Origin of the sequence: Azospirillum thiophilum (assembly GCF_001305595.1) — a bacterium.
GTDB lineage: Bacteria > Pseudomonadota > Alphaproteobacteria > Azospirillales > Azospirillaceae > Azospirillum > Azospirillum thiophilum.
Window position 1 is genome coordinate 2,036,270 of the sequence record NZ_CP012401.1, and the last position, 25,804, is coordinate 2,062,073.

General features: G+C 62.7%; 32 protein-coding genes and 1 pseudogene. 24 read left to right on the forward strand and 9 right to left on the reverse strand.

The window, feature by feature from the left end:
• Positions 1 to 382: 382 nt before the first annotated feature.
• The 13 genes from AL072_RS09495 (at position 383) to AL072_RS09555 (ending at position 12,217) form a co-directional block, all read left to right on the forward strand.
• Positions 383 to 1,201, forward strand: coding sequence for a Rha family transcriptional regulator (locus tag AL072_RS09495; RefSeq protein WP_045580534.1), 819 nt, complete (start codon positions 383 to 385; stop codon positions 1,199 to 1,201).
• Complete coding sequence (locus tag AL072_RS09500) at positions 1,198 to 1,818, forward strand: nucleotide-binding protein (protein WP_045580533.1); 621 nt, start codon at positions 1,198 to 1,200, stop codon at positions 1,816 to 1,818. Before AL072_RS09495 ends, AL072_RS09500 begins: the two co-directional genes overlap by 4 nt.
• A 4-nt stretch (positions 1,819 to 1,822) precedes the next feature.
• A complete protein-coding gene (locus AL072_RS09505) occupies positions 1,823 to 2,533 on the forward strand; it encodes a DUF3102 domain-containing protein (protein ID WP_052709890.1) in 711 nt (236 codons plus the stop codon).
• A gap of 160 nt (positions 2,534 to 2,693) precedes the next feature.
• Positions 2,694 to 7,472: a beta strand repeat-containing protein gene (locus AL072_RS09510; protein WP_158511053.1), complete on the forward strand. Its 4,779-nt coding sequence runs from the start codon at positions 2,694 to 2,696 to the stop codon at positions 7,470 to 7,472.
• A gap of 110 nt (positions 7,473 to 7,582) precedes the next feature.
• The gene (locus AL072_RS09515; protein WP_045580532.1) at positions 7,583 to 7,834 is read left to right on the forward strand and encodes a helix-turn-helix domain-containing protein; all 252 of its coding nucleotides are present in this window, start codon (positions 7,583 to 7,585) and stop codon (positions 7,832 to 7,834) included.
• Positions 7,835 to 7,975: 141 nt separating this feature from the next.
• Positions 7,976 to 8,254 carry a hypothetical protein gene (locus tag AL072_RS09520; RefSeq protein WP_045580531.1) on the forward strand — a complete coding sequence of 93 codons (279 nt, stop codon included), beginning with the start codon at positions 7,976 to 7,978 and terminating at the stop codon, positions 8,252 to 8,254.
• 15 nt (positions 8,255 to 8,269) lie between these two features.
• Positions 8,270 to 9,037 (forward strand): hypothetical protein, encoded by a 768-nt coding sequence (locus AL072_RS09525; RefSeq protein ID WP_045580530.1) that lies wholly within the window; start codon positions 8,270 to 8,272, stop codon positions 9,035 to 9,037.
• Positions 9,038 to 9,139: 102 nt separating this feature from the next.
• Positions 9,140 to 9,394, forward strand: a complete 255-nt coding sequence (locus tag AL072_RS09530) for a hypothetical protein (RefSeq protein ID WP_045580529.1) — start codon at positions 9,140 to 9,142, stop codon at positions 9,392 to 9,394.
• A gap of 12 nt (positions 9,395 to 9,406) precedes the next feature.
• On the forward strand, positions 9,407 to 9,589 hold the full coding sequence (locus AL072_RS09535) for a hypothetical protein (protein ID WP_045580528.1): 183 nt from the start codon (positions 9,407 to 9,409) through the stop codon (positions 9,587 to 9,589).
• Positions 9,586 to 10,584 (forward strand): tyrosine-type recombinase/integrase, encoded by a 999-nt coding sequence (locus AL072_RS09540; protein ID WP_052709888.1) that lies wholly within the window; start codon positions 9,586 to 9,588, stop codon positions 10,582 to 10,584. Before AL072_RS09535 ends, AL072_RS09540 begins: the two co-directional genes overlap by 4 nt.
• A 1-nt stretch (position 10,585) precedes the next feature.
• Positions 10,586 to 11,101: a host-nuclease inhibitor Gam family protein gene (locus AL072_RS09545; protein ID WP_045580527.1), complete on the forward strand. Its 516-nt coding sequence runs from the start codon at positions 10,586 to 10,588 to the stop codon at positions 11,099 to 11,101.
• A 73-nt stretch (positions 11,102 to 11,174) separates the two neighbouring features.
• Positions 11,175 to 11,966 carry a DNA-methyltransferase gene (locus AL072_RS09550; protein ID WP_045580526.1) on the forward strand — a complete coding sequence of 264 codons (792 nt, stop codon included), beginning with the start codon at positions 11,175 to 11,177 and terminating at the stop codon, positions 11,964 to 11,966.
• Positions 11,963 to 12,217 carry a hypothetical protein gene (locus tag AL072_RS09555; protein ID WP_045580525.1) on the forward strand — a complete coding sequence of 85 codons (255 nt, stop codon included), beginning with the start codon at positions 11,963 to 11,965 and terminating at the stop codon, positions 12,215 to 12,217. The genes AL072_RS09550 and AL072_RS09555 overlap by 4 nt, the downstream gene beginning before the upstream one ends.
• A 14-nt stretch (positions 12,218 to 12,231) precedes the next feature.
• Here the strand turns inward: AL072_RS09555 and AL072_RS09560 are convergent, their stop codons facing one another.
• Positions 12,232 to 12,480, reverse strand: a complete 249-nt coding sequence (locus AL072_RS09560) for a hypothetical protein (protein ID WP_144428185.1) — start codon at positions 12,478 to 12,480, stop codon at positions 12,232 to 12,234.
• A 96-nt stretch (positions 12,481 to 12,576) separates the two neighbouring features.
• Between AL072_RS09560 and AL072_RS09565 the strand changes: the two genes are divergently transcribed.
• The 5 genes from AL072_RS09565 (at position 12,577) to AL072_RS09580 (ending at position 15,783) form a co-directional block, all read left to right on the forward strand.
• On the forward strand, positions 12,577 to 13,323 hold the full coding sequence (locus AL072_RS09565) for a hypothetical protein (protein ID WP_052709887.1): 747 nt from the start codon (positions 12,577 to 12,579) through the stop codon (positions 13,321 to 13,323).
• 120 nt (positions 13,324 to 13,443) lie between these two features.
• Positions 13,444 to 13,974, forward strand: a complete 531-nt coding sequence (locus AL072_RS09570) for a terminase small subunit (protein WP_052709886.1) — start codon at positions 13,444 to 13,446, stop codon at positions 13,972 to 13,974.
• Complete coding sequence (locus AL072_RS09575; protein WP_245636637.1) at positions 13,958 to 14,431, forward strand: phage terminase large subunit family protein; 474 nt, start codon at positions 13,958 to 13,960, stop codon at positions 14,429 to 14,431. The genes AL072_RS09570 and AL072_RS09575 overlap by 17 nt, the downstream gene beginning before the upstream one ends.
• Before the next feature lie 108 nt (positions 14,432 to 14,539).
• Complete coding sequence (locus AL072_RS35290; RefSeq protein WP_200909742.1) at positions 14,540 to 14,842, forward strand: hypothetical protein; 303 nt, start codon at positions 14,540 to 14,542, stop codon at positions 14,840 to 14,842.
• Positions 14,839 to 15,783, forward strand: coding sequence for a tyrosine-type recombinase/integrase (locus AL072_RS09580; protein ID WP_045580522.1), 945 nt, complete (start codon positions 14,839 to 14,841; stop codon positions 15,781 to 15,783). The genes AL072_RS35290 and AL072_RS09580 overlap by 4 nt, the downstream gene beginning before the upstream one ends.
• 35 nt (positions 15,784 to 15,818) lie before the next feature.
• Here the strand turns inward: AL072_RS09580 and AL072_RS34240 are convergent, their stop codons facing one another.
• Together AL072_RS34240 and AL072_RS34245 are read right to left on the reverse strand one after the other, a co-directional pair.
• A complete protein-coding gene (locus AL072_RS34240; RefSeq protein ID WP_144428186.1) occupies positions 15,819 to 16,079 on the reverse strand; it encodes a hypothetical protein in 261 nt (86 codons plus the stop codon).
• A gap of 322 nt (positions 16,080 to 16,401) precedes the next feature.
• Positions 16,402 to 16,872: a hypothetical protein gene (locus tag AL072_RS34245; RefSeq protein ID WP_144428187.1), complete on the reverse strand. Its 471-nt coding sequence runs from the start codon at positions 16,870 to 16,872 to the stop codon at positions 16,402 to 16,404.
• A gap of 308 nt (positions 16,873 to 17,180) precedes the next feature.
• On the opposite strand from AL072_RS34245, the gene AL072_RS34250 reads away from it, so the two are divergent.
• Positions 17,181 to 17,522, forward strand: coding sequence for a hypothetical protein (locus tag AL072_RS34250; protein ID WP_144428188.1), 342 nt, complete (start codon positions 17,181 to 17,183; stop codon positions 17,520 to 17,522).
• 102 nt (positions 17,523 to 17,624) lie between these two features.
• Here the strand turns inward: AL072_RS34250 and AL072_RS09585 are convergent, their stop codons facing one another.
• Together AL072_RS09585 and AL072_RS35295 are read right to left on the reverse strand one after the other, a co-directional pair.
• The gene (locus AL072_RS09585; RefSeq protein WP_045580521.1) at positions 17,625 to 18,701 is read right to left on the reverse strand and encodes an IS5 family transposase; all 1,077 of its coding nucleotides are present in this window, start codon (positions 18,699 to 18,701) and stop codon (positions 17,625 to 17,627) included.
• A gap of 116 nt (positions 18,702 to 18,817) precedes the next feature.
• Entirely contained in the window at positions 18,818 to 19,099 is a 282-nt protein-coding gene (locus tag AL072_RS35295) for a hypothetical protein (RefSeq protein ID WP_045580520.1), read from the reverse strand.
• A gap of 58 nt (positions 19,100 to 19,157) precedes the next feature.
• Here AL072_RS35295 and AL072_RS09595 point away from each other — a divergent pair, with 58 nt between their 5' ends.
• The 4 genes from AL072_RS09595 (at position 19,158) to AL072_RS09610 (ending at position 22,158) form a co-directional block, all read left to right on the forward strand.
• Positions 19,158 to 20,504 carry an IS701 family transposase gene (locus tag AL072_RS09595; protein ID WP_045582059.1) on the forward strand — a complete coding sequence of 449 codons (1,347 nt, stop codon included), beginning with the start codon at positions 19,158 to 19,160 and terminating at the stop codon, positions 20,502 to 20,504.
• Positions 20,505 to 20,578: 74 nt separating this feature from the next.
• Positions 20,579 to 21,097, forward strand: coding sequence for a hypothetical protein (locus AL072_RS09600; protein ID WP_045580519.1), 519 nt, complete (start codon positions 20,579 to 20,581; stop codon positions 21,095 to 21,097).
• A gap of 293 nt (positions 21,098 to 21,390) precedes the next feature.
• Positions 21,391 to 21,627, forward strand: a complete 237-nt coding sequence (locus AL072_RS09605) for a hypothetical protein (RefSeq protein WP_144428189.1) — start codon at positions 21,391 to 21,393, stop codon at positions 21,625 to 21,627.
• A gap of 129 nt (positions 21,628 to 21,756) precedes the next feature.
• A complete protein-coding gene (locus tag AL072_RS09610; protein WP_045580517.1) occupies positions 21,757 to 22,158 on the forward strand; it encodes a hypothetical protein in 402 nt (133 codons plus the stop codon).
• A 204-nt stretch (positions 22,159 to 22,362) separates the two neighbouring features.
• On the opposite strand, the pseudogene AL072_RS33345 reads toward AL072_RS09610, so the two are convergent.
• The 4 genes and pseudogenes from AL072_RS33345 to AL072_RS33350 all read right to left on the reverse strand — a co-directional run bounded on the left by AL072_RS33345 (position 22,363) and on the right by AL072_RS33350 (position 25,010).
• Positions 22,363 to 22,959: pseudogene (locus tag AL072_RS33345) on the reverse strand (IS5 family transposase).
• A 140-nt stretch (positions 22,960 to 23,099) separates the two neighbouring features.
• Entirely contained in the window at positions 23,100 to 24,137 is a 1,038-nt protein-coding gene (locus AL072_RS34255) for a DUF2971 domain-containing protein (protein WP_144428190.1), read from the reverse strand.
• Between the two features lie 18 nt (positions 24,138 to 24,155).
• Positions 24,156 to 24,758 carry a hypothetical protein gene (locus AL072_RS34260; RefSeq protein ID WP_144428191.1) on the reverse strand — a complete coding sequence of 201 codons (603 nt, stop codon included), beginning with the start codon at positions 24,756 to 24,758 and terminating at the stop codon, positions 24,156 to 24,158.
• A 12-nt stretch (positions 24,759 to 24,770) separates the two neighbouring features.
• The gene (locus AL072_RS33350; protein WP_082108808.1) at positions 24,771 to 25,010 is read right to left on the reverse strand and encodes a transcriptional regulator; all 240 of its coding nucleotides are present in this window, start codon (positions 25,008 to 25,010) and stop codon (positions 24,771 to 24,773) included.
• 146 nt (positions 25,011 to 25,156) lie between these two features.
• Here AL072_RS33350 and AL072_RS33355 point away from each other — a divergent pair, with 146 nt between their 5' ends.
• A complete protein-coding gene (locus AL072_RS33355; RefSeq protein ID WP_082108807.1) occupies positions 25,157 to 25,753 on the forward strand; it encodes a DUF1376 domain-containing protein in 597 nt (198 codons plus the stop codon).
• Positions 25,754 to 25,804 lie beyond the last annotated feature (51 nt).

The window sequence follows — 25,804 nt, forward strand, 5'->3', positions numbered from 1 at the left end:
GACTTGGGAAGTCTTCGGGTGATTTGTCGTCAATGACAAGGGTATACCTTATTCAGTCTGGTGAATTTGTGATGACAGTTAGATTTAAAATCATCATTAAGTGCCGCCAAGCTGCTTGACGCCCCACCCCCAACGGAGCGACCCTTCCCCCCGGAGCCTCGAAACCTCCCCATAGGCGGCAAGCCACCCGCGCGTTTTCGCGATGTGGCTCTTTTCATGCCCGGACTCTGTCCGTAGCATGCCCCTTCGCCGGGGGTCGGATAATACAACACCCGCAAGGGGAATAGTCCGGCCTGACCTATGCAGGTTTCGAGCCCCCGGCACCAGGGCTGTCGTCGAAAGCGGCCCTCTTGCCGGCAACGCCGCATAGGAGGGCATCGCCATGGAAACCATGGGCGACAACGGGCAAGTCATGCCCGCGTTATCTCTGTCCGACATCGACACAGCCACCAATGGCGAGCCGCGCATCGTTGACTTGCGCCTTGCCGAAGCTCTGGGCTTCAAGAAACCCCGCGACATTCGTCCCCTGATCGAGCGCCATATCGACACCCTGGAACGGCTTGGTGGAATTTGCCGCACCGTGCGGCAAAATCCCGGAAGGGGCCGCCCGGCCACCGAGTTCTGGCTGACGAAGAAGCAGTCCGTCTATCTCTGCACCAAGGCCGAGACCGAACGCGCCATCACCGTCACCATCCAGATCGTCGAGCTGTTCGACGCTGTGACCGGCGGGGCCGCGCATCCCGCCCTGGCGCCGGTCCTCACCCGCGCCGACCTCGACGCCATCGACCGCCGCGCCCGCCGGATCGGGCAGGAGGAGGAGCAACGGGCGCGCTCCGCCCTGACCGACCGGGCGCTCGACCGTCTGCGCCGGGGCGAGCGGATCGACATCGCCTCGCTGTCCGCCGCCCGGCCGGAGGAGCCCGCCGCTCTGCCCCCGCCGCCCGCCCGGACGCGCGAGGAGAGCATGGACCTCGCCCTTGCCCATCTGCGCGCCCTGCCGCCCGAGCTGCGGGAGGAGGGCTTCCGCCTGATGCACGCCATCAAGGCCCACAGCGACGCCCTGAAGGCGCTGAAGGCCGCGACCGAGGCGATCGACTCTCCGCTCGACACCATCGCCGAAATCCTGGAACGCGAGGCGACCCTCATCCGCCAGACCATCGCCGCCCAGGCGGGCCGGGCCGGGCAGGGGGACCGGGCATGAGGACGATCCTGGTGGTCCAGGGGAAGGGCGGCGGTCCGAAGACCGCCACCGTCCGCAATCTGGCCGTCGCGGCCGCCGTCGCCGGCCGGCGGGTGGGCACGCTCGACACCGACCCGCAAGGCTCGCTGACCCACTGGCACGGCCTGCGCCCGGCCGACGCCGCCCCGATCCTCCACGAACAGCGCCCGCTGGGCGCGGTGACGGAGCGGCCGACTCCGCACGGCCTCGACCTGCTGGTGATCGACACCCCGACCGCGGTGGAGAACTTCCCTCAGGCGACCGCCCTGCTGTTCGACTGCGCCGATCTGGTGCTGGTGCCCGTCCGCCCCGGCCCGGAGGATCTGGTCAGCATGCAGGCCATGCTGCCCTACCTGCGCGCCCGGCGCCGGCCGCTGCGTCTGCTGCTGAGCCAGGTCGTCCCGCGCCTGCGCGAGACCGCCGACGCCCGCGCCATCGTCTCCGCCATGGGGGCGGTGGCGCCGGTGGAGATCCCGCAGCTTCAGGAGGTGCCGCGCAGCTTCATCGCCGGGCTGGGCACCGCGGAGATCTCCGGCACCCGCACCGGCCCGCTGTTCCGCGACCTCTGGCTCCACCTGTCCGCCGTGATGGAGGGCTGACCCCATGTCCCGATCCGGTTCCGGGCCGAAGCTCAAGTCCAGGCCGCCCGCCCGCCGCAGCCTGGGCGACGCCCGCCTGTCGATGCTGGCCACCCCGCGCCCGCTGACCACGCGGGCCGAGTTCGCCGCAGACATCCGCCGCGAATGGTCGAATGCTCTGGAGGCGACCATCGCCGTTGGCCGCCGCCTGAACGAGGCCAAGGCGGCTCTGCCCCATGGCGAATACGAGGCGATGGTGGCGACCGACCTTCCGTTCAGCACCTCCACCGCCCGCAAGCTGCGCGAGATCGCCGCCTTCGTCGACGAGGGGCAGGTGCCGCTGGACCGTCTGCCGGAAGCGATGAGCACCCTCTACGCCATCGCCACCCTGCCGGACGACACCCGCCAGCAGGCCCTGGACGCCGGCACGATCCACCCGGCGGTGACAAGGGGCGAGGTGGAGGCGCTGAAGGTGCCGGCGGTGACGCCGGCGCCGGCCCGGCCGGTGGGGGAGGGGACGGCTCCGCCCCCGGCGCCGCGCGAGTCACGCTTCGCGGCGGCCCTGTCGCTGCCGTGGAGCACGGACCCTGACGATCCAGGCGCCATCACCGTCGAGCTGGACGGCGTGCGCCGCTACCTGCTGGTGATGGTGGCGCCGGATCCGGCGGCGGCGGATGTGGTGCGGCATGTGGTGGAGTTGCATAACGCGGGGCTGGGGGGGGATAGCGGCTGCTGACGCCGTCTCGCACTCGCGTGGCATAGCTCGATGGAGACCCGCCGCCAAACGCGAAGAAAGTTAGCGGAAACTGACAACATCGTTAACCAGTTTGCATAACTTTATTAAATACCATCTGAGCGTTGCATATAATCGTATGACTCTCTTCAGGGGGGATTTGATGTCTCAGAACACTTTTCTGGGAAGCAGTGGGGATGACGTTTTCCTCATTGAGAATACTGACGATGTGGTGGTTGAGGCGCCGGGGGGCGGTCTCGACTCAGTGTATACGACTGTCGCCGGCTACACACTTTCCGACAATGTCGAGAAGCTCATCTACATCGGGGCGGGTAGTTTTTCCGGCGTCGGCAACGCTTCGGACAATCTGATCCAAGGCGGTTCCGGGAATGACATGCTGTCGGGTGGTGGGGGCAATGACACGCTAATCGGCGGCGAGGGCAACAACACGCTGTTCGGCGGTGACGGTAACGACATGCTGTCCGGCGGCGCGGGCAGCGACGTGCTGTCGGGCGGTGAGGGCAATGACACGCTAATCGGCGGTGAAGGCAACAACACGCTGTTGGGCGGTGAGGGTAACGACATGCTGTCGGGCGGCTCCGGCAATGACGTACTGTCGGGCGGTGCGGGCAACGACACGCTGTCGGGTGGTCTCGGGAACGACGTTTACATTGTGGAGGATGCGGGCGATGTCATCCTTGAAGCCTCAGGGGCTGGTGTAGACTCGGTGCGCACCAGCCTTTCCAGCTACAGCCTGTCGGCGAATGTGGAGACGCTCAGCTATACCGGCACCGGCGACTTCACCGGCGTGGGCAACGCCTTGGACAACCTGATCCAGGGCGGTGCGGGCAACGACACGCTGTCGGGCGGCGCGGGCAATGACACGCTGGTGGGTGGCCTTGGGAACGACATCTACGTCGTGGACGATGCCGGCGATGTGGTGACGGAGCTGGCCGGTGAGGGCCGCGACGAGGTGCGGACCAGCCTTTCCAGCTACAGCCTGTCGGCGAATGTGGAGACGCTCAGCTATACCGGCACCGGCGACTTCACCGGCGTGGGCAACGCCTTGGACAACCTGATCCAGGGCGGTGCGGGCAACGACACGCTGGTCGGCGGTGCCGGCAATGACACGCTGGTGGGCGGCCTTGGGAACGATGTCTACGTCGTGGACGATGCCGGCGACGTCGTGACGGAGCTGGCCGGTGAGGGCCGCGACGAGGTGCGCACCAGCCTTTCCAGCTACAGCCTGTCGGCGAATGTGGAGACGCTCACCTACACAGGCACCGGCGACTTCACCGGCGTGGGCAACGCTTCGGACAACCTGATCCAGGGCGGCGCGGGCAACGACACGCTGGTCGGCGGTGCCGGCAATGACACGCTGGTGGGCGGCCTTGGGAACGATGTCTACGTCGTGGACGATGCCGGCGATGTGGTGACGGAGCTGGTCGGTGAAGGCATCGACGAAGTGCGCACCAGCCTTTCCAGCTACAGCCTGTCGGCGAATGTGGAGACGCTCACCTACACAGGCACCGGCGACTTCACCGGCGTGGGCAACGCTTCGGACAACCTGATCCAGGGCGGCGCGGGCAGCGACACGCTGGTCGGCGGTGCCGGCAATGACACGCTGGTGGGCGGCCTTGGGAACGATGTCTACGTCGTGGACGATGCCGGCGATGTGGTGACGGAGCTGGCCGGTGAAGGCATCGACGAAGTGCGCACCAGCCTTTCCAGCTACAGCCTGTCGGCGAATGTGGAGACGCTCACCTACACAGGCACCGGCGACTTCACCGGCGTGGGCAACGCTTCGGACAACTTGATCCAGGGCGGCGTGGGCAACGACACGCTGGTCGGCGGTGCCGGCAATGACACGCTGGTGGGTGGTGCTGGCAGCGACACGGCCGACTATTCCGCGGCGACATCGACGCTGTACGTCGATCTGCTGGCGGGAACGGCAAGCGGCGGTGGTGATGTCGGCCATGACAGCCTGATTGGAATTGAGAGCGTTATCGGTGGAACTGGCGCCGACAGGTTGATTGGTGATGATGCTGCCAACTGGCTCAGTGGCGGTGCCGGCAATGATACTCTGATCGGGGGAAATGGTGGTGATGAACTGCGTGGTGACGATGGAAGTGACAGGCTGTTAGGCGACGAAGGAAACGATACGCTCTGCGGGGGTGATGGCAAGGACTTCCTATTTGGCGAAGATGGTGATGATGTACTTTATGGTGGTGCCGGCGACGACTTCCTATGGGGCGAAAACGGTAACGATATGCTTGACGGCGGCGCCGGCAATGACACGCTGGACGGTGGGGCCGGACAGGATACCGTGAGCTATTCAGCGGCAACGTCGGCACTGACCGTCAACCTGCTGACGGGTGCCGCTACCGGCGGCAACGACGTTGGACAGGATGTTCTGATCGGCATCGAGGATGTGATCGCTGGCGCCGGTGACGACATGTTGATCGGCGATGCCGGAGCCAACCAACTCACCGGTGGTGCCGGCAACGACACGCTGATCGGTGGTGCAGGTGCCGACACGCTGGACGGTGGCGATGGCTTCGACATAGTCGACTACAACACGTCGTCGGCCGGTGTGGTTATTGATCTTCAGACCGGGGTCAGCCTGAACGGTGATGCGCAGGGCGACGTTCTGAACGGCGTCGAGGGCATCATCGGAAGCGCCAACTTCGACGATCTTTACGGCACCTCGGCCAACAATCTGCTGGTTGGCGGGGGAGGCGACGACTGGCTGCGCGGCCGGGGCGGTGCCGATACCCTGATCGGCGGGGACGGCTTCGACATGGCCGTCTATCTGGACTCTTCCGCTGGCGTGACCATCGACCTGTCGGCCGGCACCGCAAGCGGTGGCGATGCGGAGGGAGATCAACTGAGCGGCATCGAGGGCATTCTGGGGTCCGATCACGGTGATCTCCTGATCGGCGATGCCGGAGCCAACAGGCTTCGGGGTGCGGGCGGTGCCGACACGCTGATCGGCGGTGCAGGTGCCGACACGCTGGACGGTGGCGATGGCTTCGACATAGTCGACTACAGCACGTCGTCGGCCGGTGTGGTTATTGATCTTCAGAGCGGGGTCAGCCTGAACGGTGATGCGCAGGGCGACGTTCTGAACGGCGTCGAGGGCATCATCGGAAGCGCCAACTTCGACGATCTCTATGGCACCTCGGCCAACAATCTGCTGGTTGGCGGGAGAGGCGACGACTGGCTGCGCGGCCGGGGCGGTGCCGACACCCTGATCGGCGGGGACGGCTTCGACATGGCCGTCTATCTGGACTCTTCCGCTGGCGTGACCATCGACCTGTCGGCCGGCACCGCAAGCGGTGGCGATGCGGAGGGAGACCAACTGAGCGGCATCGAGGGCATTCTGGGGTCCGATCACGGTGATCTCCTGATCGGAGATGCCGGAGCCAACCAACTCACCGGTGGTGCCGGCAACGACACGCTGATCGGCGGTGCAGGTGCCGACATGCTGATCGGCGGCGATGGCCGCGACACAGCCGATTACTCGGCAGCGGCGCAGGCGATCACCGTCAACATGCTGACGGGCATCGTCACCGGCGGCACCGAGATTGGTCAGGATGTTCTGATCGGTATCGAGGATGTGATCGGTGGCGCCGGCGACGACACGCTGATCGGAGATGCCGGAGCCAACCAACTCACCGGTGGTGCCGGCAACGACACGCTGATCGGCGGTGCAGGTGCCGACACGCTGGACGGTGGCGATGGCTTCGACATAGTCGACTACAGCACGTCGTCGGCCGGTGTGGTTATTGATCTTCAGAGCGGGGTCAGCCTGAACGGTGATGCGCAGGGCGACGTTCTGAACGGCGTCGAGGGCATCATCGGAAGCGCCAACTTCGATGATCTTTACGGCACCTCGGCCAACAATCTGCTGGCTGGCGGGGGAGGCGACGACTGGCTGCGCGGCCGGGGCGGTGCCGATACCCTGATCGGCGGGGACGGCTTCGACATGGCCGTCTATCTGGACTCTTCCGCTGGCGTGACCATCGACCTGTCGGCCGGCACCGCAAGCGGTGGCGATGCGGAGGGAGATCAACTGAGCGGCATCGAGGGCATTCTGGGGTCCGATCACGGTGATCTCCTGATCGGCGATGCCGGAGCCAACAGGCTTCGGGGTGCGGGCGGCAACGACACGCTGATCGGCGGTGCAGGTGCCGACACGCTGGACGGTGGCGATGGCTTCGACATAGTCGACTACAGCACGTCGTCGGCCGGTGTGGTTATTGATCTTCAGAGCGGGGTCAGCCTGAACGGTGATGCGCAGGGCGACGTTCTGAACGGCGTCGAGGGCATCATCGGAAGCGCCAACTTCGATGATCTTTACGGCACCTCGGCCAACAATCTGCTGGTTGGCGGGGGAGGCGACGACTGGCTGCGCGGCCGGGGCGGTGCCGACACCCTGATCGGCGGGGACGGCTTCGACATGGCCGTCTATCTGGACTCTTCCGCTGGCGTGACCATCGACCTGTCGGCCGGCACCGCAAGCGGTGGCGATGCGGAGGGAGATCAACTGAGCGGCATCGAGGGCATTCTGGGGTCCGATCACGGTGATCTCCTGATCGGCGATGCCGGAGCCAACAGGCTTCGGGGTGCGGGCGGCAACGACACGCTGATCGGCGGTGCAGGTGCCGACATGCTGGAAGGTGGCAGCGGTGCCGACTGGTTCGAATTTGCCGAAGGGAACGGAAGCGATGTCATTACCGATTTCAGTGTAAGTGCAGGTGACGTCATCGTGTTGAAAGGAAGCATAAATGGCGCAAGTGTCAGCAGTTTCTCAGAGATTAAGTCTGCAATGAGCAGTGTGGGTAGTGCTACCGTCATTAATCTTGGGAACGGAAACTCGATTACCGTTCTTGGGATGTCGGTGGACCAGTTTAACCAGAATAGCTTCATGTTCTCCTGATGTAAAATTTGGAAGGGTTCCCGGATTAATCCGGGAACCCTTCGTCCTAGAAATACGAATAATGCAAGTATCGAATTCTCTTTAGATTTCTCGTAAGAAAGTTATTGGCGATGCCCGTTGCCGAACATGAAACGTTCGGAAACGGGCAACTCGCCGCAATGAGGCGTCCGCCTCTGGCGAAGCGGGTGCGTCGCTCGACCAGGCTGTCGCAGGAGGCCTTCGCCGAACGCTTCGGGATCCCGTTGCGCACGCTTCAGGAATGGGAACAGGGCCGCCGGGAACCGGATGCTGCCGTGGAGTCCTATCTTCGCGTGATCGAGAAGGAACCGGATATTGTTGCGCATGCCCTTGCGGTCGAATGACCGGTAACAAATCGAGGAACAAACCGAATAAAAGTCCGGCTATGCGGTGTGGGGCAAGGAATTGGTAATCCTTTTGGGCAAACAATCCTAATTCCCTGGCTTGGCGCCGTCGCGCCGGGGGTATATCCGGAGGTTGCCACCATGCCCAAGCCCGCGCCGCTGCTGCCGGTGTTCCTCGCCTACCAACAGTTGGCCGGCTGCGCGGAGTGCGAGCCGGCCGATCGGCTGCGGGGTGGGCTGGAACAGTTGTTGTCGGCCGGTGAGGTAGTGTCGGCCGACGATCTGTTCGCCAAGGCGCGCTACCTGCAGGATTGCGGGCGGATCGACCCCGGCCTGATCCCGATGGAAGCGCTCGATACGCTGGTGGCCGGGGTGGCGCTGCTGCTGGGGCCGGGGCTGTCCCAACAGGCCGCGGCCTGAGACGGAGGCGCGGACATGGCCCTCGCCCTCGCTCGCTGCGACACCCGCCGGCGGCTCGACCTGGAACGCCTCGTCACCTGGGCGCTGCGGGACCAGCAGGCCGACCGCGCCCAGTCCGGGCTGTTCGACATCGAGGCGGCGGCCAACGACCGCGGATGGCAGCCGCAGGGCGTGAGCGGCGACGGCGTGGCCGCGCTGCTGCGCCGCAACGAAACCGGCGACCGGGTCGACGGCGGCGGGCCGGTGCGCGGCATTGCCGTCAAGGTCCATCCCGATGCCGAGGCCGTCGTCAACGCGCTGGGCTGGCTGGATCCCTGGCAGCGGCGCCTCGTCCAACTCCATGGACGTGCCGGCACCCGGCCGGACTGGCTGCCGCTGGTGCCGCCGATGGTGGCGGTGAAGCGGCCGAGCGAGGCGCGCGGCCGCTACCGGCATGTGCTGGCCGAGCGGTGGGAGGTCGTGCCGACCCGGTCGGAACTGGCCAAGCGCTATCTGCTGGGCGGCCAGTCGCTGTTCGACGCCCGCGGGCAACGGCGGGTCGTCGAGGAGGAGCGCGGCTTCCATTTCCGGACCTTCGGCGACGGGCGCCGGCAGGTACAGGTGAAATGGTGCCCGTTGGAACCGGCGCACAGCGACGCCGAGATCGTCGAGGCCAACACCGATTACGCCGGCTGGCATGCCGGCATGGCGGCGCTGCTGGGGTGGATCGGCGGCCGGGGCTTGCGCGATCATGTGCTCACCGGCTTTGCCGCACTGGCCGCGCCATGGGAATATAGTCCTTGACGGACGGTCAATTCCTTGACAGGGTGAGCGGGACGAACTGCGTGTGATCGAAGGCCCGCCCGGCAGCTGCCGCGGCGGGCCTTGTGCTGTCCGGGGGCGGCGATGCGGACCGAATGGGACGGGGTGCTGCGGCTTCGGCTCGGCCCGGTGGATCGTCGGTTCGACGCGCGCATCCTCTACCGGGCCGGACCCTTCCGCGCCGACATCGAGGCGATCGAGATCCGGACCGAACAGGGCTGGATCGGGGCGCCCTGGCTGATCGGGCTGGTGGAGGACTGCGCCCCCCTCTTCGACAGGCTGCGCGACCATGCCGCCGGCCGCTCCGCCGATGCGCGGGCGGTCGCGCGGCAGCCCTGACAGGATATCCGGATGGACGAGCTGATCCGTGAAGCGCTGGCCGCTGGCGCCGGCCTTTCCCATGGCGACCGGCCGGCGGCGGCGTGGCCGTCGGACGGCGCGGTCGAGTGCTTCCGCCAGCAGGTGGCGGCGACGCTGCGCGAGCTGCCGGAGGAGCTGACCGTCGCCGAGCTGCGCGACGCGCTGGACGGATGACGCTCCCCGTCCTGCCGGGCGATGCGGCCGGACAGGACGTCAGCGACGCCCGCCACGCCCCGGCGCTGCGGCTGGACCGTATCCAGGAACATCTGCTGGACGCCTTCTATGCCGGGCGCTCGGCCAACACGGTGCGGGCCTACCGGCGCGACCATGAGGATTTCCGCGCCTTCGTGGCGCGGCAGGACGGGCTCGGCCCCTTTGCCGCCACCGCCGAACAGGCGGTGCGGATGCTGCTGGCGGTGGCGCATGGGCAGGCCAACGCGCTGGCGCTGGGCTACCGGAACGACATGCTGCGGCGGGAGCTTCAGCCGGCGACCGTCAACCGCCGGCTGGCGGCGCTGCGGTCGGTGGTGAAGCTGGGCAACACGCTGGGGCTCGTCACCTGGGGGCTGGACATCGAGAATGTCGACGCCGTCGCCTACCGCGACACCCGGGGGCCGGGGCGGGACGGCGTGCGGGCGATGGTGGCGCAGGCCAAGGGGCGCACCGACGCCAAGGGGCTGCGCGACACCGCCATCGTCCGGCTGCTGCACGACGTGGCCCTGCGCCGCGGCGAGGCGGTGTCGCTCGACCTCGACCATTACGACAGCCGGCGCGGCACCGTCGCGGTGCTGGGCAAGGGGCGGACCCAGCGCGAGCGGGTCACGCTGCCGGCGGCGACCCGGGCGGCGCTCGATGCGTGGATTTTGGTGCGCGGCAAGGAGCCGGGGCCGCTGTTCCATCGCCTCGATGCCGCCGGGCGCGGCGAGGGGCGGCTCACCGGGGCGGCGGTCTACCAGATCGTGCGCGAGCTGGGCGCCGGGGTGGGGCTCGCCACCCGGCCGCACGGGCTGCGGCACTCGGCGATCACCGCGGCGCTGGACGCCAGCAACGGCAACATCCGGGCGGTGCAACGCTTCTCGCGGCACCGGGACGTGCGGGTGCTGCAGACCTATGACGACAACCGCGCCGATCTGGCGGGCCAGATGGCGGCGCTGATAACGGAGGATTGAGATGGACGAGACCGTCCCGGCCCGCAGGCCGGCACCGACCAGGGTACGCACCGCTGACCAGGCCGCGGCTGTGGTCGGGCGGATCGGCGTTGCGCAGGTGCAGCTCGGCCGGCTGAAGGCGGCGGCGGAGGTGGCGGTGGCGCAGGCGAAACTCGCCTATGAGGAGGCCGCCGCGCCGCTGCGGGCGAAGGTCTCCGCCGATACCGAGCTGCTGCGCGGCTATTTCGAGGCCAACCGGGCCAGCCTGCTGACCGGGGGCAAGAAGTCGGTGGCGCTGGCCACCGGCACGATGGGGCTGAAGAAGGCGCCGCCCAAGCTGGTGGTGGCCGATGCCGGCGCGCTGCTGACGCTGCTGGAGGCGGATCGCAAGCTGCGGCGCTTCATCCGGACCAAGAACGAGGTCGATCAGGCCGCGCTGCTGGCGGAGCCGAAGGTGGCGGCGACCATCGACGGCGTCACCATCGAGGGCGGCGACGATGCCTTCTATGTGAAGCCGCTGACGGTCGCGGCGGCCTGAGCCTTGAGCTTGCGAAAACCCGCATTATCGCAAGCTTCCCCCTGAAAAACGGCTGAACTCCAAGGGTTTCGCGATGACTTCCCATTCCGTGACGATCGGCGCCGCGACGCTGATGCTGGGCGACTGCATCGAGCGGATGCGGGAGCTGCCCGACGGCTCGGTCAGCCTGGTGCTGACCGACGTTCCCTATTCCAGCGGCGCCACCCGCGAGGCCGGCCGCACCGCCTACAACAAGACCATGACGCGGTCGACCAAGGGCGACGGCGGCCGCTGGTTCGGCTCCGACAGCCTGAGCACGCGCGGCTTCCTCCACCTGCTGCGCGCCTGCGCCATCGAGTGGCAGCGGGTGCTGAAGCCGGGCGGCCATGTGCTGGCCTTCATCGACTGGCGCATGGGCGACCATCTGGCCGACGCCATCGATGGCGGCGAGGCCGCGCTGTTCCTCAACGGCCATGCGGCGGATGCGATGGAAAGCGCCGACCTCAAGCGCATCGGGCTGCTGGTGTGGGACAAGACCCATTTCGGCATGGGGACGCACTTCCGCCACCAGCACGAGCTGATCCACCACTTCACCAAGGGCAAGGGGGCCGAGCCGCTGCGCCGCAATGTGGCCAACGTGCTGCGCCATCCGCCGGTGCGGCTGGGCGCCCATCCGACCGAGAAGCCGGTGGGGCTGCTGGCCGAGCTGATCGGCACGGTCTGCCCGCCGGGCGAGACGGTGCTCGACCCGTTCTTCGGCAGCGCGTCGGCCGGCCATGCGGCGCTGAGCACGGGCCGGCGCTTCGTCGGCATCGAGCGCGACCGGCGCTATTTCGAAACCGGCTGGCAACGGCTGGCCGGCCTGGTCGAGGAGCTGGCGGCATGACCATGCAGATGGAGGACGTGATGCACGGCCTCACCAACCGCGCCGCGGCCGACGGGGTGATCGTCACCATCGGCGGGACGATGGGCTGGTGGCTCGACGCTCTGCACGGGCCGGCGCAGGAGCTGGCCTTCTGGGGCACGGTGGCGCTGGTGGTCGGGCGGCTGGTGCTGCTGGCGCTGGACGTCCGTGACCGGCTGCGGCGGCCGGGCAAAGTGTTCACGCGTGAACAGTTTGACGATCCCAGGCGGTGAGGCCGCCGGCGGACTCAGTAGGGCACGGCGAGCCAGCCGACATCGCCGCAGCCCGGGCAGCCGGTGCTGTCGCAGGATGGGCAGGCGGTCCAATCGTCGTCGTTCCAGCGGGCAGCGACCTCACCCTCGCACCGGCCGGTGGGCGTCGGGGTTCTGCACCCGTGGGTGATCGCCTCCAACGTGCCGTAGGGCGCTCCGCACTCCAGGCAGATCGCCAGAGGCTGGGGCTTCTGAAATATGACGATCCTGGCGGTTTTGCACATTCCGGAGGGCCTTTGGTTGAGCGGCATCGTGTCGCCAGTCTCGTCTTTCGGGCGCCGGCCGGCAGTGACGACCGTCACAATCGGGACGAAATCGATATGACCGACGCGACGATCCGGGCTTCTGCCGACCGGGTGAAGGGGGCCATCCGCCAGTATGGCGACCAACTGACCCGCTACGCCCTGCCGCTGGCGCTGACCCGGACGGCGCAGGACGCCAGGCTGGCGGTGCAGCGGGCGCTGCCGCAGACCTTCGACCGGCCGACGCCCTACACCATCAACTCGACCTTCGTCCGGCCCGCCGGCAAGGCCGACCCGGTGGCGTGGGTGGGCTTCAAGGACGATGCCGGCAAGGGCACGCCGGCGGCGCGCTACCTGCTGCCCAATGTCGAGGGCGGGCCGCGGCGGGACAAGCGAATGGAGCGCCAGCTGCGCGCCGCCGGCCTGCTGCCGGCCGGCATGTTCGCCGTCCCGGGCGAGGAGGCCCAGCTCGACGCCTACGGCAACATGCGGCGGTCCGAGGTGGTGCGCATCCTGTCGCAGACCAGGGCCTTCGGGGAACAGGGCTACAGCGCCAACCGCACGGGCAGCGCCCGCAGCATGAGGAAGCGCCGGCGCAGCGGCCACTTCGCCGCTCTGCCGGGCAATGCCGGCGGGCTGCCGCCCGGCATCTACCGGCGCGACGGCGCCGACGCCCGGCCGGTGGTGATCTTCGTCCGGGCGCCGAGCTACCGCCCGCGCTTCCGCTTCCACGACATCGTCGAGCGGGCGGTGCGGGCCAACGTCGGTCGCCGCATCGAGGAGGCGGTGCGGACGGTCAACGCCCGCTTCGCCGCCCGGCGCTGACGGACTGGCGCTGACAGGCCGGGGGCGGCGACGGGTCCTTCCCCGGGGGGGCCCCCGCGAGGGGAATTCGGGCCGCACCGGTCCACCCTCTGAGACATTTTTGAATCGAGGTTTTTGTTTATGTCCAAGCCGGGCCAACGGGTGAACCGGGCCGAGCTGGCCGAGCTGTTCGGCGTCTCGCTGCCCACCGTCGACGCCTGGGTGCGCGACGGCTGCCCCTTCGCCGAGAAGGGGGCCAAGGGCCGGGAATGGGCCTTCGCGACGGCGGACGTCCATCGCTGGCTGGTCGACCGCGCGGTGGCCGACGTCGCCGCCGGCTATGAGGGCGAGATCGGCGTCATCACCGCCGACGAGGCCAAGCGCCGCAAGGCGGTGGCCGATGCGGTGGTCGCCGAGATCAGGGCGGACGAGGCGCTGAACGAGGTGGTGAACCGCCATGAGGCGGCGGCCGACGTCGCCGGCTTCTGCATCTCCCTGCGCACCGGCCTGTCGAACGCGGTGGCCAAGATCGCCGGCCGGGCCGCGGCGATGACCGGGGCGCCGGAAATCCAGGCACTGGCGGAAAAGGAAATCAACCAGGCCTTCGACGCCGCACGGGGCGAGTTGGTAAAGATGTGGGGCGATGGGGCCGACCGTGAGCCGCGGGCCTGAGGCGGCGGCGCGGGTCAGCGCCCACCGTCACGGCGACTACCGGACCGGACGGGGCGAGCTGCGCACCGCGCTGCTGGCCCTGTTCGAGGGGAGCCTGAAGTTCCAGGACCGGATGAGCGGCTCGGTGTGGGCCGAGCGCCATGGCTGGATCCCGAAGGGCACCGGGGCCGAGCACGGCAAGGTGACGCTCTACGGCTACCAGCGCGGGCTGGTCGACGCCATGTGCGACCCGGCGGTGCCGCTGCTGACGGTGCTGAAGGCGGCGCGCGTCGGCTACACCCGCTGCGCCACGCTGGCGGTGGGCTACCACCTGCACCAGGATCCGACGCTGTGCGCCGTCGCCCAACCCACCGTGCCCGATGCGGGGGACTCGTCCTCTGATAAAAATCTGAAATCTCTGTTCTGTATCAACCTCTTATCCCCCGGCCCCTCTCTGTGGTCGGGGGTTTCTGTTTGAGCGGTACCTTCTCATAAAGCTTTGATTTTCCCTGATTTCCGCAGTTGCACGGCTTCTCCGTGCGACAAAGCCGCGACATGGATGCAACAAGAGCAAGGAGCAAAGTGCATGGAAAGCCATCGGCTTGAGGCCTCTCCTGAGGATGCCAGTGCGACAAGGGCAGGGGTGTGCGGGGCAGACTCGGACCTGCTCTACGGAATGCCGGCCATCGCCCGGCACCTCAACATCCGACCGCGACAGGCGCACCACCTCAAAGAAAAGGGCGGGCTGCCGATATTCGATCTGGCCGGTGTGCTGTGCGCGCGGCGAAGCACGCTCAACGCCTGGATCGCGGATCGGGAAAGAACGGCCCGTGCCGCCGGCCCGGTCAAGGTGAAGAACAGTGGCCCGCGTGGTCGGAGGGCAGCATGACCGGCTCCGCTGTCGTCATCCCGGCGCCGCCCGCGGCACTGGCCCTGAGCGATCTACAGGCGCACCTTCTCGACGCCTTCTTCGCCGGCAGGAACGCCCGAACTGTCGCAGCCTACCGCCGGGACCTGGAGGACTGGCGCACGTTCGCCGGCGCCGCCGACATGGACGCCGCCGCGCGGGCCATCCTAGCGGTTTCCCATGGGCAGGCGAACGCCTGGGCGCTCGCCTACAAAGCCGCGATGATCGAGCGGGGACTCCAGCCGGCCACCGTCAACCGCCGGCTCGCGGCTCTGCGGTCGCTGGTGAAGCTGGGGAACACGCTGGGGCTGGTGTCGTGGAGGCTGGAGGTGGAGAACGTCCCCAGCGCGGCCTATCGAGACACACGCGGTCCTGGCCGTGACGGCGTGCGCACGCTCTTCGAGCTCGCAGCGCAGCCGGGCGGTTCGAAAGCGCTGCGCGACGTCGCAGTGCTGCGGCTGCTGCATGACGTGGCGCTGCGGAGAGGGGAAGTGGTCGGGCTTGACCTGGCGCACTACGATCCGCGTCGAGGCACCGTCGCCATCCTCGGCAAGGGGCGGACGGAGCGGCAACTCGTCACCCTTCCGCCGGCTGCCCGCGCAGCGGTCGAGGCGTGGATCGCCGCGCGTGGCAGTGTCGCCGGCCCGCTGTTCACAAACCAGGACCGCGCCCGCAAGGGAAGCGGGCGGCTGACGGACTCGGCCGTTTACCGGCTGGTGCGCGACCTGGGAAAGAAGGCGGGGATCAAGGCGCGTCCGCATGGGCTGCGGCATTCAGCCATCACGGACGCGCTTGACCGGACTAACGGAAATATCCGCGCCGTGCGGAAGTTCAGTCGCCACAAGGATTTCAACGTTCTTGTCGTGTATGACGACAACCGTACTGATCTAGCCGGAGATATTGCGCGATTGGTTTCCGAATAACAGGAGGTATGTGTATCGTAGATATATTTTTTCCCTTACTTATTTTTTGACCATTCACTCAAATAAAGAAGCGCTCCTTTGTTGTGGTCATTTTCATGGAACGAAATCTTAGCCTCGCGCCATAAATCTTCATGAACATGATCTTTTACTTTATAGTAAACATTAATCGTTCCGTCAGGAGTTCTTTCGTGACGTATAAAGTTTCTCTTCACTATATGAGCGGTGGGGGTGTTGGTCTCCTTGTCGTACAACATAAACCCTTCACCATTAGAAGGATCGTCTTTGATTTGTGTCATGTTTCATGTCCTTGTTTACTAGCAATAACAGAGTAGGCAATTAATAAGCGTCACGGCATACACATTATAGCACTGCTAATAACAGAGCTATATATTTTATGAGCATGAGTACTATCGTATTCGTTTGATTTCTAACTGTTGCTCACCAAGAGCGCGGATCAAAACTCACAATGATTTAGGAAAAATGATAGGTCTGATAGTTTGGAACCGAGAGGTTGATCCGTGCTCTCAGCAGGTGGTTGGCTTTCATGAAGAGAGCACGAAAACTATAATTATCATGCTCAAAAAATCTCTGAGCCGATGGTTTTAGGTTGTTGCTTATTTACTCAAGAGGCTTCATCAATTCGATTTTCGTCCTTTCCCACTCTCTTTTCAGTATTCTCTGGCAGATTTCAATGAACTCCGCGTTGACGTTAAATTTTTCATGGATTTCTCGGGCTGCAAGATACCGATAAAGAAGTTCTGTGAGATTGTTGTAGTCTTCATCATTCGGGTTCATTAGTAATTCTATTTTTGTACCAAACTCATAAAACTCTCTAGCTTGCATGTGATCAAGGCCAGGAGTTGTTCCGTAAGATTGAAAACCTGCCATTGCATTTCTTAAATCATTAATCCAGTTTTGCCTGAAGTCAGATATTTTGATGTGTTGGTTAAGTCGTGCTTGTATTAGTGCGTTTTTCCTTGATGTGTCAGCGTTGTATTTTGTAGCAAAAAAGGCAATAACTGCACCTATTGCTGCACCGAAAAGAGCTATCACTGGTGCTGCAATAGTAATTAGCTGAGTCTTGTCCATTTTCTTTGTAGCCTCTTGGGTTTCTTGTGGATTTTGCCACTTCGCATTGAGCGAAACGCTTCAATCGAAAGCCGATGAGCCCACCGGATGTAAAGCAGGAAATTCACCAAAATCAATAGTGTAATAGATCTCGGAGTTTTTAGATCGGTTTGCAAGATAGTGAACATATTTTTTCAATTATGCTGTTATATAAAAACACTCAGCTAACTTAGAAAAATAATAAATAAAACAAATTTACACCGACATTATTCGTAAATTTCACGAATTAAATCGCTATTTGTTTTCAGATTAACTTAGGGAGACTGTCAATGTGTACCTATAACGCGCGAAAGCTTCAGTATTTGGAAGGGCAACATGCTGCTCATGCTGGCAAAGCGACTGGACTATCCGAAAAGTACCGTGCCATTGCATTCCTCCGCATGGAGGCGGACAAGGAATACGGGGAAGCGAGTGCATGCTCTTACCGTAGCCGGGATAAGGCCTTATTGGCAGAACTCGGACGGAAGGCTGGGAAGCTCCTTCAAGAGGAGAGCGCAGTTGCGGAAGAGGTTGGAACTGCCCGTCAACAGGCTGATCGTCTCAAGCAACTTGTCTCCCGCCTTAACAGGACACGGAAAAACGAACATATTCCGGCTTTTTTCCTCGGCTGAGGCTTGGAAATGGGGTTTCCGACGCCCGTTTTTGTCAGAATGGAGCGCCTTTTCGCGCTCTGTGGCTCCCGGAACCGCCATTCAGGCGGATTCCGGGCGTGATTATGCCGCCGCCAGCAGCTTGGGCAGGCGGATCAGGTTGTAGGCGGTGGCGGTCAGTGTGAACATCCAACCGACGCGGGCGGTGCCGCGATGACGCGTTTTGCGCAAGCCGGCTCCCTTGATCCAGCCGAACACCTCCTCGATCCGTTTGCGGATTCTCAGGCTGACGGTGTAGCCGGGGTGACGGGTGGTCCGGCCGTCGATCGCCGAGCGGCGGTTGCTCGTGTTCTGCGCGACATGCGCAGCGGCGCCCAGGCTGCGCATGTTCGCCACGAAATCCTTGGTGTCGTAAGCCTTGTCGGCACCCACCGTGATGCGGTGGCGGCCGGGGATGGCCTCGACCATGGAAACCGCCGCTTCGCGCTCAGCCAGACCGGTGGCCGCGGTGAGCCGGACATTCACCACCAGAGCGTGACGGTTTTCCATCAATGCATGGCCCATGAAGGCCAGCTTCGCCGGCTGCCCGTTGCCTTTGCGATACAACCGCGCCTCAGGATCGCTGGTCGACGCATGGGTCTCGTTGGACCGCTTCTCACCATGGAAGTCGCGGTCGCCGTTGCGACCCGGCCCCGGCGGCTCGCCGCTGCCGTCCTTGGGCCGGAAGCTCTTCACCGACGCCCAGGCTTCGATCAGCGTGCCGTCCACCGAGAAATGCTCGTCCGACAGCAGCGCCTTGACCTTCGGCTGGCCAAGCACGGTGGCCAGGAACTTGGCCGCCACGTCGCCGGCCAGCAGACGCTCCCGGTTCTTGGTGAAGACCGTCGCGTCCCACACCGGGGCGTCCATCGACAAGCCGACGAACCAGCGGAACAGCAGGTTGTAGTCGAGCTGTTCCATCAACTGGCGTTCCGAGCGCACCGAGTAGAAGGCCTGGAGCAGCAAAGCCCGCAGCAGCTTCTCCGGTGGGATCGACGGTCGCCCGATCTTCGAGTACAGCCCCTCAAAAGCCGGCGACATCACCTCCAGCGCTTCGTCCACAATGGCCCGGATCGGCCGCAGCGGATGATCGGCCGGAACCCGAGCCTCGCAGCTCACATAGCTGAAAAGACCCTCGCTGCGTTCGTCCGAACCCCGCATCGCCCCCTCACCAGCCGCATTCTCTTCGACCAAAGAGAATCACGACCGAACTGCCGGGAACAGACCTTTTTCCGCATCCTGTTAACTGGACTTTGGCCAATTTCGCGATGCTGGGATCAGGCGTTGATCCAGAAGTCCGGGTCATTGGCGACGTAGTCGAGGGCTCTGTCGAGCGGCATGGTGGCGACGCCGAAGGGGCCTGACGCCCCCCAACTTTCGCCGTTCCACCAGAGCACCTTCACTTTGTCCCCGTCACCGGTGGGTCGAAACCTCGCGACGGGGGCACCGTTGTGCCCGCTGAGGAGCGTGTAACCGCGGGCGACCTTGCGTACGATCACGCCGCCGCCTCGGGTGCGATTGAAGCGCTCGATCCGCTCGAGCATGGCGTCCACGCTCATCGTGATCCTCCCGTTCCAGTCGGGTTTACCCAAGGGTTCCAACCAGCGGAGCCCTGTCATGTCTCCCGTTCCAGACAGCATTGAGCGCTGGATGGCGCCCTTTGCGGCGCTGTTCACTAGGCCGACCTGGCGCCATGTCCTGGTGCTGGTTGCCGGAGCGCTTCTCACCCCTGGGCGACGCACCGTGACGGCCGTGTTGAGCATCATGGGACAGCGCGAGACCGGCAGCTTCGCCAACTTCCACCGCGTTCTCAATCGGAACCGCTGGTCGAGCCTCGCTGTCGCCCGGCATCTGTTCACGCTCCTGATCGCCGCCTTCGTGCCGCAAGGCCCGGTGGTCATCGGCATCGACGAGACGATCGAGCGGCGCTGGGGTCCCAAGATCAAGGCGCGCGGCATCTATCGAGACCCAGTGCGCTCCAGCCATGGTCACTTCGTCAAGGCCAGCGGCCTGCGCTGGATGGTGGTCATGCTGCTGGTGCCGATCCCCTGGGCCGGACGGGTCTGGGCCCTGCCGTTTCTCAGCGCTTTGGCACCTTCGGAGCGGTTTGCCCAGGATACCCGACGTCGGCATAAGAAGCTTACCGATTGGGCACGGCAGCTTCTGCTCCAGGTCAGGCGCTGGGCGCCTGGTCGCCCGCTGATCGTCGTCGCCGACAGCAGCTACGCAGCCATCGAGTTGCTCAGTGATCTACGAGCCCACCTCACCGTCGTCACGCGCTTGCGCCTGGATGCCCGCTTGTTCGAACCGGCCCCGCCACGCATTCCGGGAACGAAGGGACGCCCTCGGGTGTCGGGCACCCGGTTGCCCTCGCTTGTCCAACGCCTGAAGGATACAGGCACATCCTGGTGCCGCGTTCGGGTGAACGGCTGGTATGGCGGTGGGGAACGCCAACTGGAGATCAGCACCGGCACGGCCATATGGTATCATCCCGGCAAACAGGTCCCGATCCGATGGGTGCTGGTGCGCGATGTGCAGGGCGCCTTCGAGCCGCAGGGCTTTCTGTGCACCGATCTCCAGGCCGATCCGCTCGATGTGCTACGCTGGTTCGTTCGGCGCTGGGCCGTCGAAGTGACTTTCGCCGAAGTTCGTCGACATCTGGGGGTTGAGACCCAACGGCAATGGTCGGACCAAGCTATCGCGCGCACCACTCCGGCCCTGCTCGGGCTGTTCTCGCTGGTCACGCTCTGGGCCAACGACATCTCCGCGGGGGCAGCGATCACACCGAGGGCCGCGCCGTGGTACCGTAAAGACGAGCCAACCTTCAGTGATGCCATCGCCGCCGTACGCCTCCAACTCTGGCGTGAAATGACTTTTCCAGTATCAGCCCATCACGCGGAGATCGCGAAACCCCCGGACCCTATCCTCAACCGACTGATCCAAGCCGTCTGCTTCCCGGCGTAAATGCGCAAAGTCCAGGTTAAGACCCACATCCAAAAAACCGGCGCTCGACCGCGTGATTGAAGGGAACGACCATCATGACGCTTTCTACCGCGCTTGCCAGCATCGCCGATGCGCACAAGGCAATCGAAACGGAGATCACTGCGCTTCGTCGCCGCATCACCTCGACCAAACAGGAGATCGAAACCATCGGCCGTGCCCCTCTTCCTAAGGAGGAGGCGCTCGCCAAGCTGGACGGTGTCCTGGCGGGGTTCGATGGCTATGCCGCGAACGTTCATGCGCTGGTGTCGCCGACAGCGAAGGTCGGGATCGATGATCTGCTGCTGAGCCGCTATCCCGAACGCACCTTGCTTTGGGCTGTTGCCCTGACCATGCGGGACCGCTTGGCGGAGTCCATCACCGAATACCTTGCGAACAAGCCGGCCGGTTTGCCGCACGCCGCACGCGAAGCCAAGCTGGCAACGCTGGAGGCGTCTCTGCTGAAACTCGAGCGCGACGAAGAGAAGCTGATCGAGCATGCCGGCGCCGCCGGGATCGAGATCATGCGCCGAGTAGATGCGGATCCCCGTGCCGTTCTCGACATTATCGAAAGCTGAGGCTTGCCATGTTCCGACACATGCTTGCGCATTTGAACCCTTTTGCCTTTTGCGGGGCTGGCACCAAGGAGGCTCCCAAACGGACGCTGAGCCCGCCCGGCAGACCTGCCGGGCGGTTCAGCTTTGCTGATGTTCTCCAACGCTCCACGGGGCGCACAAGCGGCGGGAACAGTAGTGCGGCCTATGGCGGCACCCGAGTAGGATCATCGGGCGGAGACAAGGCCGAGAGGGACCGCTGGCGGACCGTGTTCGCGTCACCAGAAGCACAGGATCGACCTGAAGCGGCCTGCACCATGCTCGCTACAACGAACATGCCGCCGGCCAAGATCATCGCGGCGTTGGTGGGGATACCGAAGCCGATACGGGGCAATCCGGAAATGATCGCCGCGATGGATGCTTTCCATATCCCCAAGATCGGCGCTGCCTACGAGGGGCCGGTTCTGTCGGAAGATCAGCAGGCAGCCCATGCCGTGCTTGCCAGCCTGAACCAGACTCTCCATCCGCTCAACCGCCTGGACAGGAAGGCATGATCAGGCGCGGGAAGTCGATAGCTGTGCGGGCTTCCTGATTTCCTCCGCTGGGTATGGAAGGATCCGTCGACGGCAATTCAGACGGTCGACGGATCCTTAATCAGGGGCGGGCCGCGCCGGGACAAACGGATGGAGCGCCAGCTGCGGGCCGCTGGCCTGCTGTCGGCCAGGATGTTCGCCCTTCCGAGCGAAGAGGCCAGCCTCGACGCCTACGGCAACATGCGTCGGCCGGAGGTGGTCCGCATCCTGGTCGCCGACCTATGCTTTCGGGTAGCAGCGATGCAACGCCAATCGGAGCAACAACGCCCACAGCAGGAAGCAGCATTGCCCGGCAATGCTTGCGGGCTGTCGCCGGGCATCTACCAGCGCGACGGCACCGACGCCCGGCCAGTGGTGACCTTCGTTCGGGCGCCAAGTACCGCCCGCCTCCGCTTCCACGACATCGAGGAGCGGGCGGGTCGCGCCAACATCGGACGGCGCCTCGAGGAGGCGGTGCGGCCGGTCAACGCCCGCTTCGCCGCCCGACGGTAAGCGCCTAGCTGGCCGCCGCGGGTCCTTCCGGGGGCACCCCCCAGAGAGGGTAATTCGGGCCGCACCCCCACACCCTCTAAGAAAATTTCCAGACGCGCTTTTTGTTTACTTCCGAAGCAGGTTGAGGGGGATTAGGAGCGGGACTCATAACGGGTAGGCGAAGATTGCCGCGAATTGGACAGCTGCCATGAAATTGGTCGCGGATCAGTCATGCCGGGTGGCGATGCGCCAGAAGTCTTTGAGGCTTCCGAGCATGCGCTCGATCACGTTACGGTTGCGGTGGAGGTAAGGGGAAAAGCAGTTTTTCAGCACGTGTTGATGCGTGGTGGGATGCTGAGCGCGGCTCCCGCCTCCTCGATCTTCCGGTAAGCAGCGGCACTATCGTAGCCTTTGTCGCCGTGTAGAAGATCGGTGGCGAGCATCCGGTCGAGCAGGTGGTCAGTGGCGGTGCAGTTGGCCATCTGACCTCCAGTCAGCAGGAAAGCGAGTGGCGAACCGTGCGGTTCGCTCGGGGCGTGGATTTTTGTGGTCCGCCCGCCACGGGATCGTCAGATGGCCTGTGCTCGTTTCCCCCTCTGCCGCCGCTTACCGAACAATGGTCGCACACCACTGTGGAGTCGGTCATCCCCTGGACTGGCGGGCCACCCGCTGCCGCCAAAGGATGGAAGATGTTTTTCCAAACGCCTTTGGCCGCCCAGCGGACAAAGCGGATGTAGAGCGTCTCACGGCGATGATCCAAGCGCGGCTTGCCGCGGGTGTTGCTCGGAAGGTGCGGCTCCAGCCCCCAAACTGCTCCACCATCAGCCAAAATGACCGTCGCTCATCACAAAGCCTCTTTCAAGGGTGTTGAATCGCGACGGTTCTATCCAGAAAGTTTCTTTATGGGTTTTAACCTAAAGTGGTAATGTTCTTCGTGATCGTGGCCGATATGACGTGGATGTTTACCATATGTAAGGGGTGGATGACTTAGTAACGTAAGCGGAATTGCCAACTAGAGCCTTTGCTTTCTCATATGAGGAATTCTGATTTGGCCCAGGACCAACAATTATCTTATTAATTGGCAATTTCTTTTTCCCGCTGTGAGAAAATAATGACGCGTATGATACCTCTTTTTCTGAACGAGTTCTGGTTCTTATCTGGTGAAGGTCATGCTTCGGAGGAAAGTGTTTGCTTATATTATACTTATCTGAGCTTTCTTTTGTCATTGGACATGCTACAATTCTGACCTCCCTTTCTTCGTAAAAGCCTCTATGTTTAAATCTCGTAGCTCTCGACATGAAGTCCATGTATATGGATGTCTTCCATTCTTTCTGATCTTTGATTGCTATATCCCAAACGCGGCAGAACTCATCAATCAAAGGAGCGCATTCTGAAATTACTGTATCTGACCCATAATTATATATTACGTCATCGATGAAAAGAGCCCAGTAAGTGTTTGAAGAAAATGACTGGAAAACTAGATCGCATATAATCTTGGTATCGAATACAATTGCAAAACTTTCCATTCCTCCATATGCTCGCCACTGGCTAAGTAGGCCATTTTCCTTTTCATAACTATCATCTCTGCTATGAGAGCAGAATGATGTGATAAATGGGATTGAAGTATTATTATTAGTATCTCTGTTCTCGACCGTTGCACCATAGATAGCGCTCACAAGGCATTCAGCTTCATTCTTTGCACTATTCCAGTTTCCGCCAGACTTCTGTACAAGCGTTCTTTCCTTAAAGCCTTTTTTGCCAAAATCTTTCATTTTATCCACCATTTTGGGGATTAATGCTTTAACGAGGGGATCTTTTAAGTGACTTATCTCTGTATAATCATTCAGGCAGTCATAGCGTGTTGCCCACAAAGTACCGGAACTCCAGATGCCTTTGAGGCCTTCCCAAGTTGTGTAGTGAAATAACTCTCTGTGCCTTTTGTGTAATGGTCCGTGCTTTGGAATGTAATTATAAATAGAAATCTTGCCGGTTTCTTCCATTTTGTTCTCCTGCATGGTTTATTCTTTTAAGGGAAGTCCATATTCTTCGTGAAGGCGGAAAGATAGTGCTGTGCACTCTTCATTATTCCCATTTGCTGCTAACAGCATTGCGCGAAGAAACGCCAACATTGCTTCACGGGGAGCGTTCTGAGCCCATTGTGACAATAGCTTTGCACCGTGAGGGTCGCTAAATGCCTCCCAAATGTCGGCCTCGAATGCTTCTGGCTTCTTCATTGCAAACCAGTTCAGGAAAACTCTTCTGGTCAGAGATGTTGTTTGTTGTATCTCTGCTAAGTTCATGGTGGCCATAAATATCATAAGGTCATTTTTTTCCGTATTGAAGAATATTACTTCATTAGGATCTCTGTCTGCGTGCTTAAAAAAGTTGGCAGGTGCTGCTAGTCCTCTAAGAAAACCCTTTAAAGCACTATCCTTTAAATGAATTATAAAAGCATCTCCTATAGAAAATACCTTGCCATGTTTGCATAAATCTTCTGCTACTTCGTAGGCCGCAGCAGAGAGTGTATGAACAGAAACAGGAAATTTGTTTTCAGCAAGAAGATTGATGGCAGCGTCAATTTGCTCAGACGCGGCATGAATTTTAGAGACAGTCATTTCCACAATATTTCGCCCCTAAGATTTATGGAATTTATCCTTCGTCAGACGAACGCCAGGACCCTCACCATTCTCATCAATAAATATGATGCCAGCCTCCTCAAGAGTCTTTCTCATTGTGGAAATTGTGACCTCTTTTAGTGCCTCTCCACGCTTAAAGCGACCAATGGTATCTAATGAAACCTTTGATGCCGCAGATAAATTTCGAGTTCCCCAACCAAGGGCAGCAAGGGCCATCTCAAGTTGGATGGGAAGCATTCGGATCACCGATACGATTTTGGTTGATGGGTCCAGAGATGAAGAATATCGTATCAATGATCCGATATCGGATCAAGCGCTCGGGTCGAGTGGAGTAGCAGCCACTCGACCCGATCTAACCACACACCGAACTGGAGCTTCGGATCATGGCTGATTCCGAGAATACCATACCTTTGCCTAAAACCAGCGGCTTCCCGCCGCCAGTCCCGCCGTCGCTGGACCTTCGTCGTCTCTGGTGGATGAAACTCGATGTCACCGCCTTGCTGAATAGCACGTTCAACATGACGGCCGATGATACGGGGTGGCGCTGCGGTATCACCCTCTACATGAAGGCATGGCATCAGGTGCCCGCCTCAAGCCTTCCCGATGATGATGCCATGCTGTGCCATATGGCCGGCTTGGGGCGTGATCTGGAAACATGGCGTCGCGTTAAAGGGACCGCTCTGCACGGCTTTACCAAGTGCAGCGATGGCCGCTTGTATCACCCCTTCCTAGCCGCGCAGGCCCTTGAAGCCTGGGGTGAGTTCGAGCGGATGAACGCCCGCCGAACCAAGGATCGTGAGCGCAAGCGTACTCGCGGAAATGTCGAAGAGGCGTCCGAAGGAATTCCAGCGGAAAAATCGCTACAGGACAGGACAGAACAGTCTCCCCCCTTCGTCCCCCCAGACGGCGCCGCCGGATTTGACCCCGCTGGCTCGGCTTTACGGACTTATGTAGCATCCGCCACTATGACCGGCGGGTGAGCACAAATCATGAACTTGATGATTCACAACGGAGTCGTGGCCGGGTAGACT

Excerpts from the sequence above, each read along its gene's own strand:
- AL072_RS09495 (WP_045580534.1), top strand. The coding sequence starts at position 383 with ATGGAAACCATGGGCGACAACGGGCAAGTCATGCCCGCGTTATCTCTG.
- AL072_RS09500 (WP_045580533.1), top strand. The coding sequence starts at position 1,198 with ATGAGGACGATCCTGGTGGTCCAGGGGAAGGGCGGCGGTCCGAAGACC.
- AL072_RS09505 (WP_052709890.1), top strand. The coding sequence starts at position 1,823 with ATGTCCCGATCCGGTTCCGGGCCGAAGCTCAAGTCCAGGCCGCCCGCC.
- AL072_RS09510 (WP_158511053.1), top strand. The coding sequence starts at position 2,694 with ATGTCTCAGAACACTTTTCTGGGAAGCAGTGGGGATGACGTTTTCCTC.
- AL072_RS09515 (WP_045580532.1), top strand. The coding sequence starts at position 7,583 with ATGCCCGTTGCCGAACATGAAACGTTCGGAAACGGGCAACTCGCCGCA.
- AL072_RS09520 (WP_045580531.1), top strand. The coding sequence starts at position 7,976 with ATGCCCAAGCCCGCGCCGCTGCTGCCGGTGTTCCTCGCCTACCAACAG.
- AL072_RS09525 (WP_045580530.1), top strand. The coding sequence starts at position 8,270 with ATGGCCCTCGCCCTCGCTCGCTGCGACACCCGCCGGCGGCTCGACCTG.
- AL072_RS09530 (WP_045580529.1), top strand. The coding sequence starts at position 9,140 with ATGCGGACCGAATGGGACGGGGTGCTGCGGCTTCGGCTCGGCCCGGTG.
- AL072_RS09535 (WP_045580528.1), top strand. The coding sequence starts at position 9,407 with ATGGACGAGCTGATCCGTGAAGCGCTGGCCGCTGGCGCCGGCCTTTCC.
- AL072_RS09540 (WP_052709888.1), top strand. The coding sequence starts at position 9,586 with ATGACGCTCCCCGTCCTGCCGGGCGATGCGGCCGGACAGGACGTCAGC.
- AL072_RS09545 (WP_045580527.1), top strand. The coding sequence starts at position 10,586 with ATGGACGAGACCGTCCCGGCCCGCAGGCCGGCACCGACCAGGGTACGC.
- AL072_RS09550 (WP_045580526.1), top strand. The coding sequence starts at position 11,175 with ATGACTTCCCATTCCGTGACGATCGGCGCCGCGACGCTGATGCTGGGC.
- AL072_RS09555 (WP_045580525.1), top strand. The coding sequence starts at position 11,963 with ATGACCATGCAGATGGAGGACGTGATGCACGGCCTCACCAACCGCGCC.
- AL072_RS09560 (WP_144428185.1), bottom strand. The coding sequence starts at position 12,480 with ATGTGCAAAACCGCCAGGATCGTCATATTTCAGAAGCCCCAGCCTCTG.
- AL072_RS09565 (WP_052709887.1), top strand. The coding sequence starts at position 12,577 with ATGACCGACGCGACGATCCGGGCTTCTGCCGACCGGGTGAAGGGGGCC.
- AL072_RS09570 (WP_052709886.1), top strand. The coding sequence starts at position 13,444 with ATGTCCAAGCCGGGCCAACGGGTGAACCGGGCCGAGCTGGCCGAGCTG.
- AL072_RS35290 (WP_200909742.1), top strand. The coding sequence starts at position 14,540 with ATGGAAAGCCATCGGCTTGAGGCCTCTCCTGAGGATGCCAGTGCGACA.
- AL072_RS09580 (WP_045580522.1), top strand. The coding sequence starts at position 14,839 with ATGACCGGCTCCGCTGTCGTCATCCCGGCGCCGCCCGCGGCACTGGCC.
- AL072_RS34240 (WP_144428186.1), bottom strand. The coding sequence starts at position 16,079 with ATGACACAAATCAAAGACGATCCTTCTAATGGTGAAGGGTTTATGTTG.
- AL072_RS34245 (WP_144428187.1), bottom strand. The coding sequence starts at position 16,872 with ATGGACAAGACTCAGCTAATTACTATTGCAGCACCAGTGATAGCTCTT.
- AL072_RS34250 (WP_144428188.1), top strand. The coding sequence starts at position 17,181 with ATGTGTACCTATAACGCGCGAAAGCTTCAGTATTTGGAAGGGCAACAT.
- AL072_RS09585 (WP_045580521.1), bottom strand. The coding sequence starts at position 18,701 with ATGCGGGGTTCGGACGAACGCAGCGAGGGTCTTTTCAGCTATGTGAGC.
- AL072_RS35295 (WP_045580520.1), bottom strand. The coding sequence starts at position 19,099 with ATGAGCGTGGACGCCATGCTCGAGCGGATCGAGCGCTTCAATCGCACC.
- AL072_RS09595 (WP_045582059.1), top strand. The coding sequence starts at position 19,158 with ATGTCTCCCGTTCCAGACAGCATTGAGCGCTGGATGGCGCCCTTTGCG.
- AL072_RS09600 (WP_045580519.1), top strand. The coding sequence starts at position 20,579 with ATGACGCTTTCTACCGCGCTTGCCAGCATCGCCGATGCGCACAAGGCA.
- AL072_RS09605 (WP_144428189.1), top strand. The coding sequence starts at position 21,391 with ATGCTCGCTACAACGAACATGCCGCCGGCCAAGATCATCGCGGCGTTG.
- AL072_RS09610 (WP_045580517.1), top strand. The coding sequence starts at position 21,757 with ATGGAGCGCCAGCTGCGGGCCGCTGGCCTGCTGTCGGCCAGGATGTTC.
- AL072_RS34255 (WP_144428190.1), bottom strand. The coding sequence starts at position 24,137 with ATGGAAGAAACCGGCAAGATTTCTATTTATAATTACATTCCAAAGCAC.
- AL072_RS33350 (WP_082108808.1), bottom strand. The coding sequence starts at position 25,010 with ATGCTTCCCATCCAACTTGAGATGGCCCTTGCTGCCCTTGGTTGGGGA.
- AL072_RS33355 (WP_082108807.1), top strand. The coding sequence starts at position 25,157 with ATGGCTGATTCCGAGAATACCATACCTTTGCCTAAAACCAGCGGCTTC.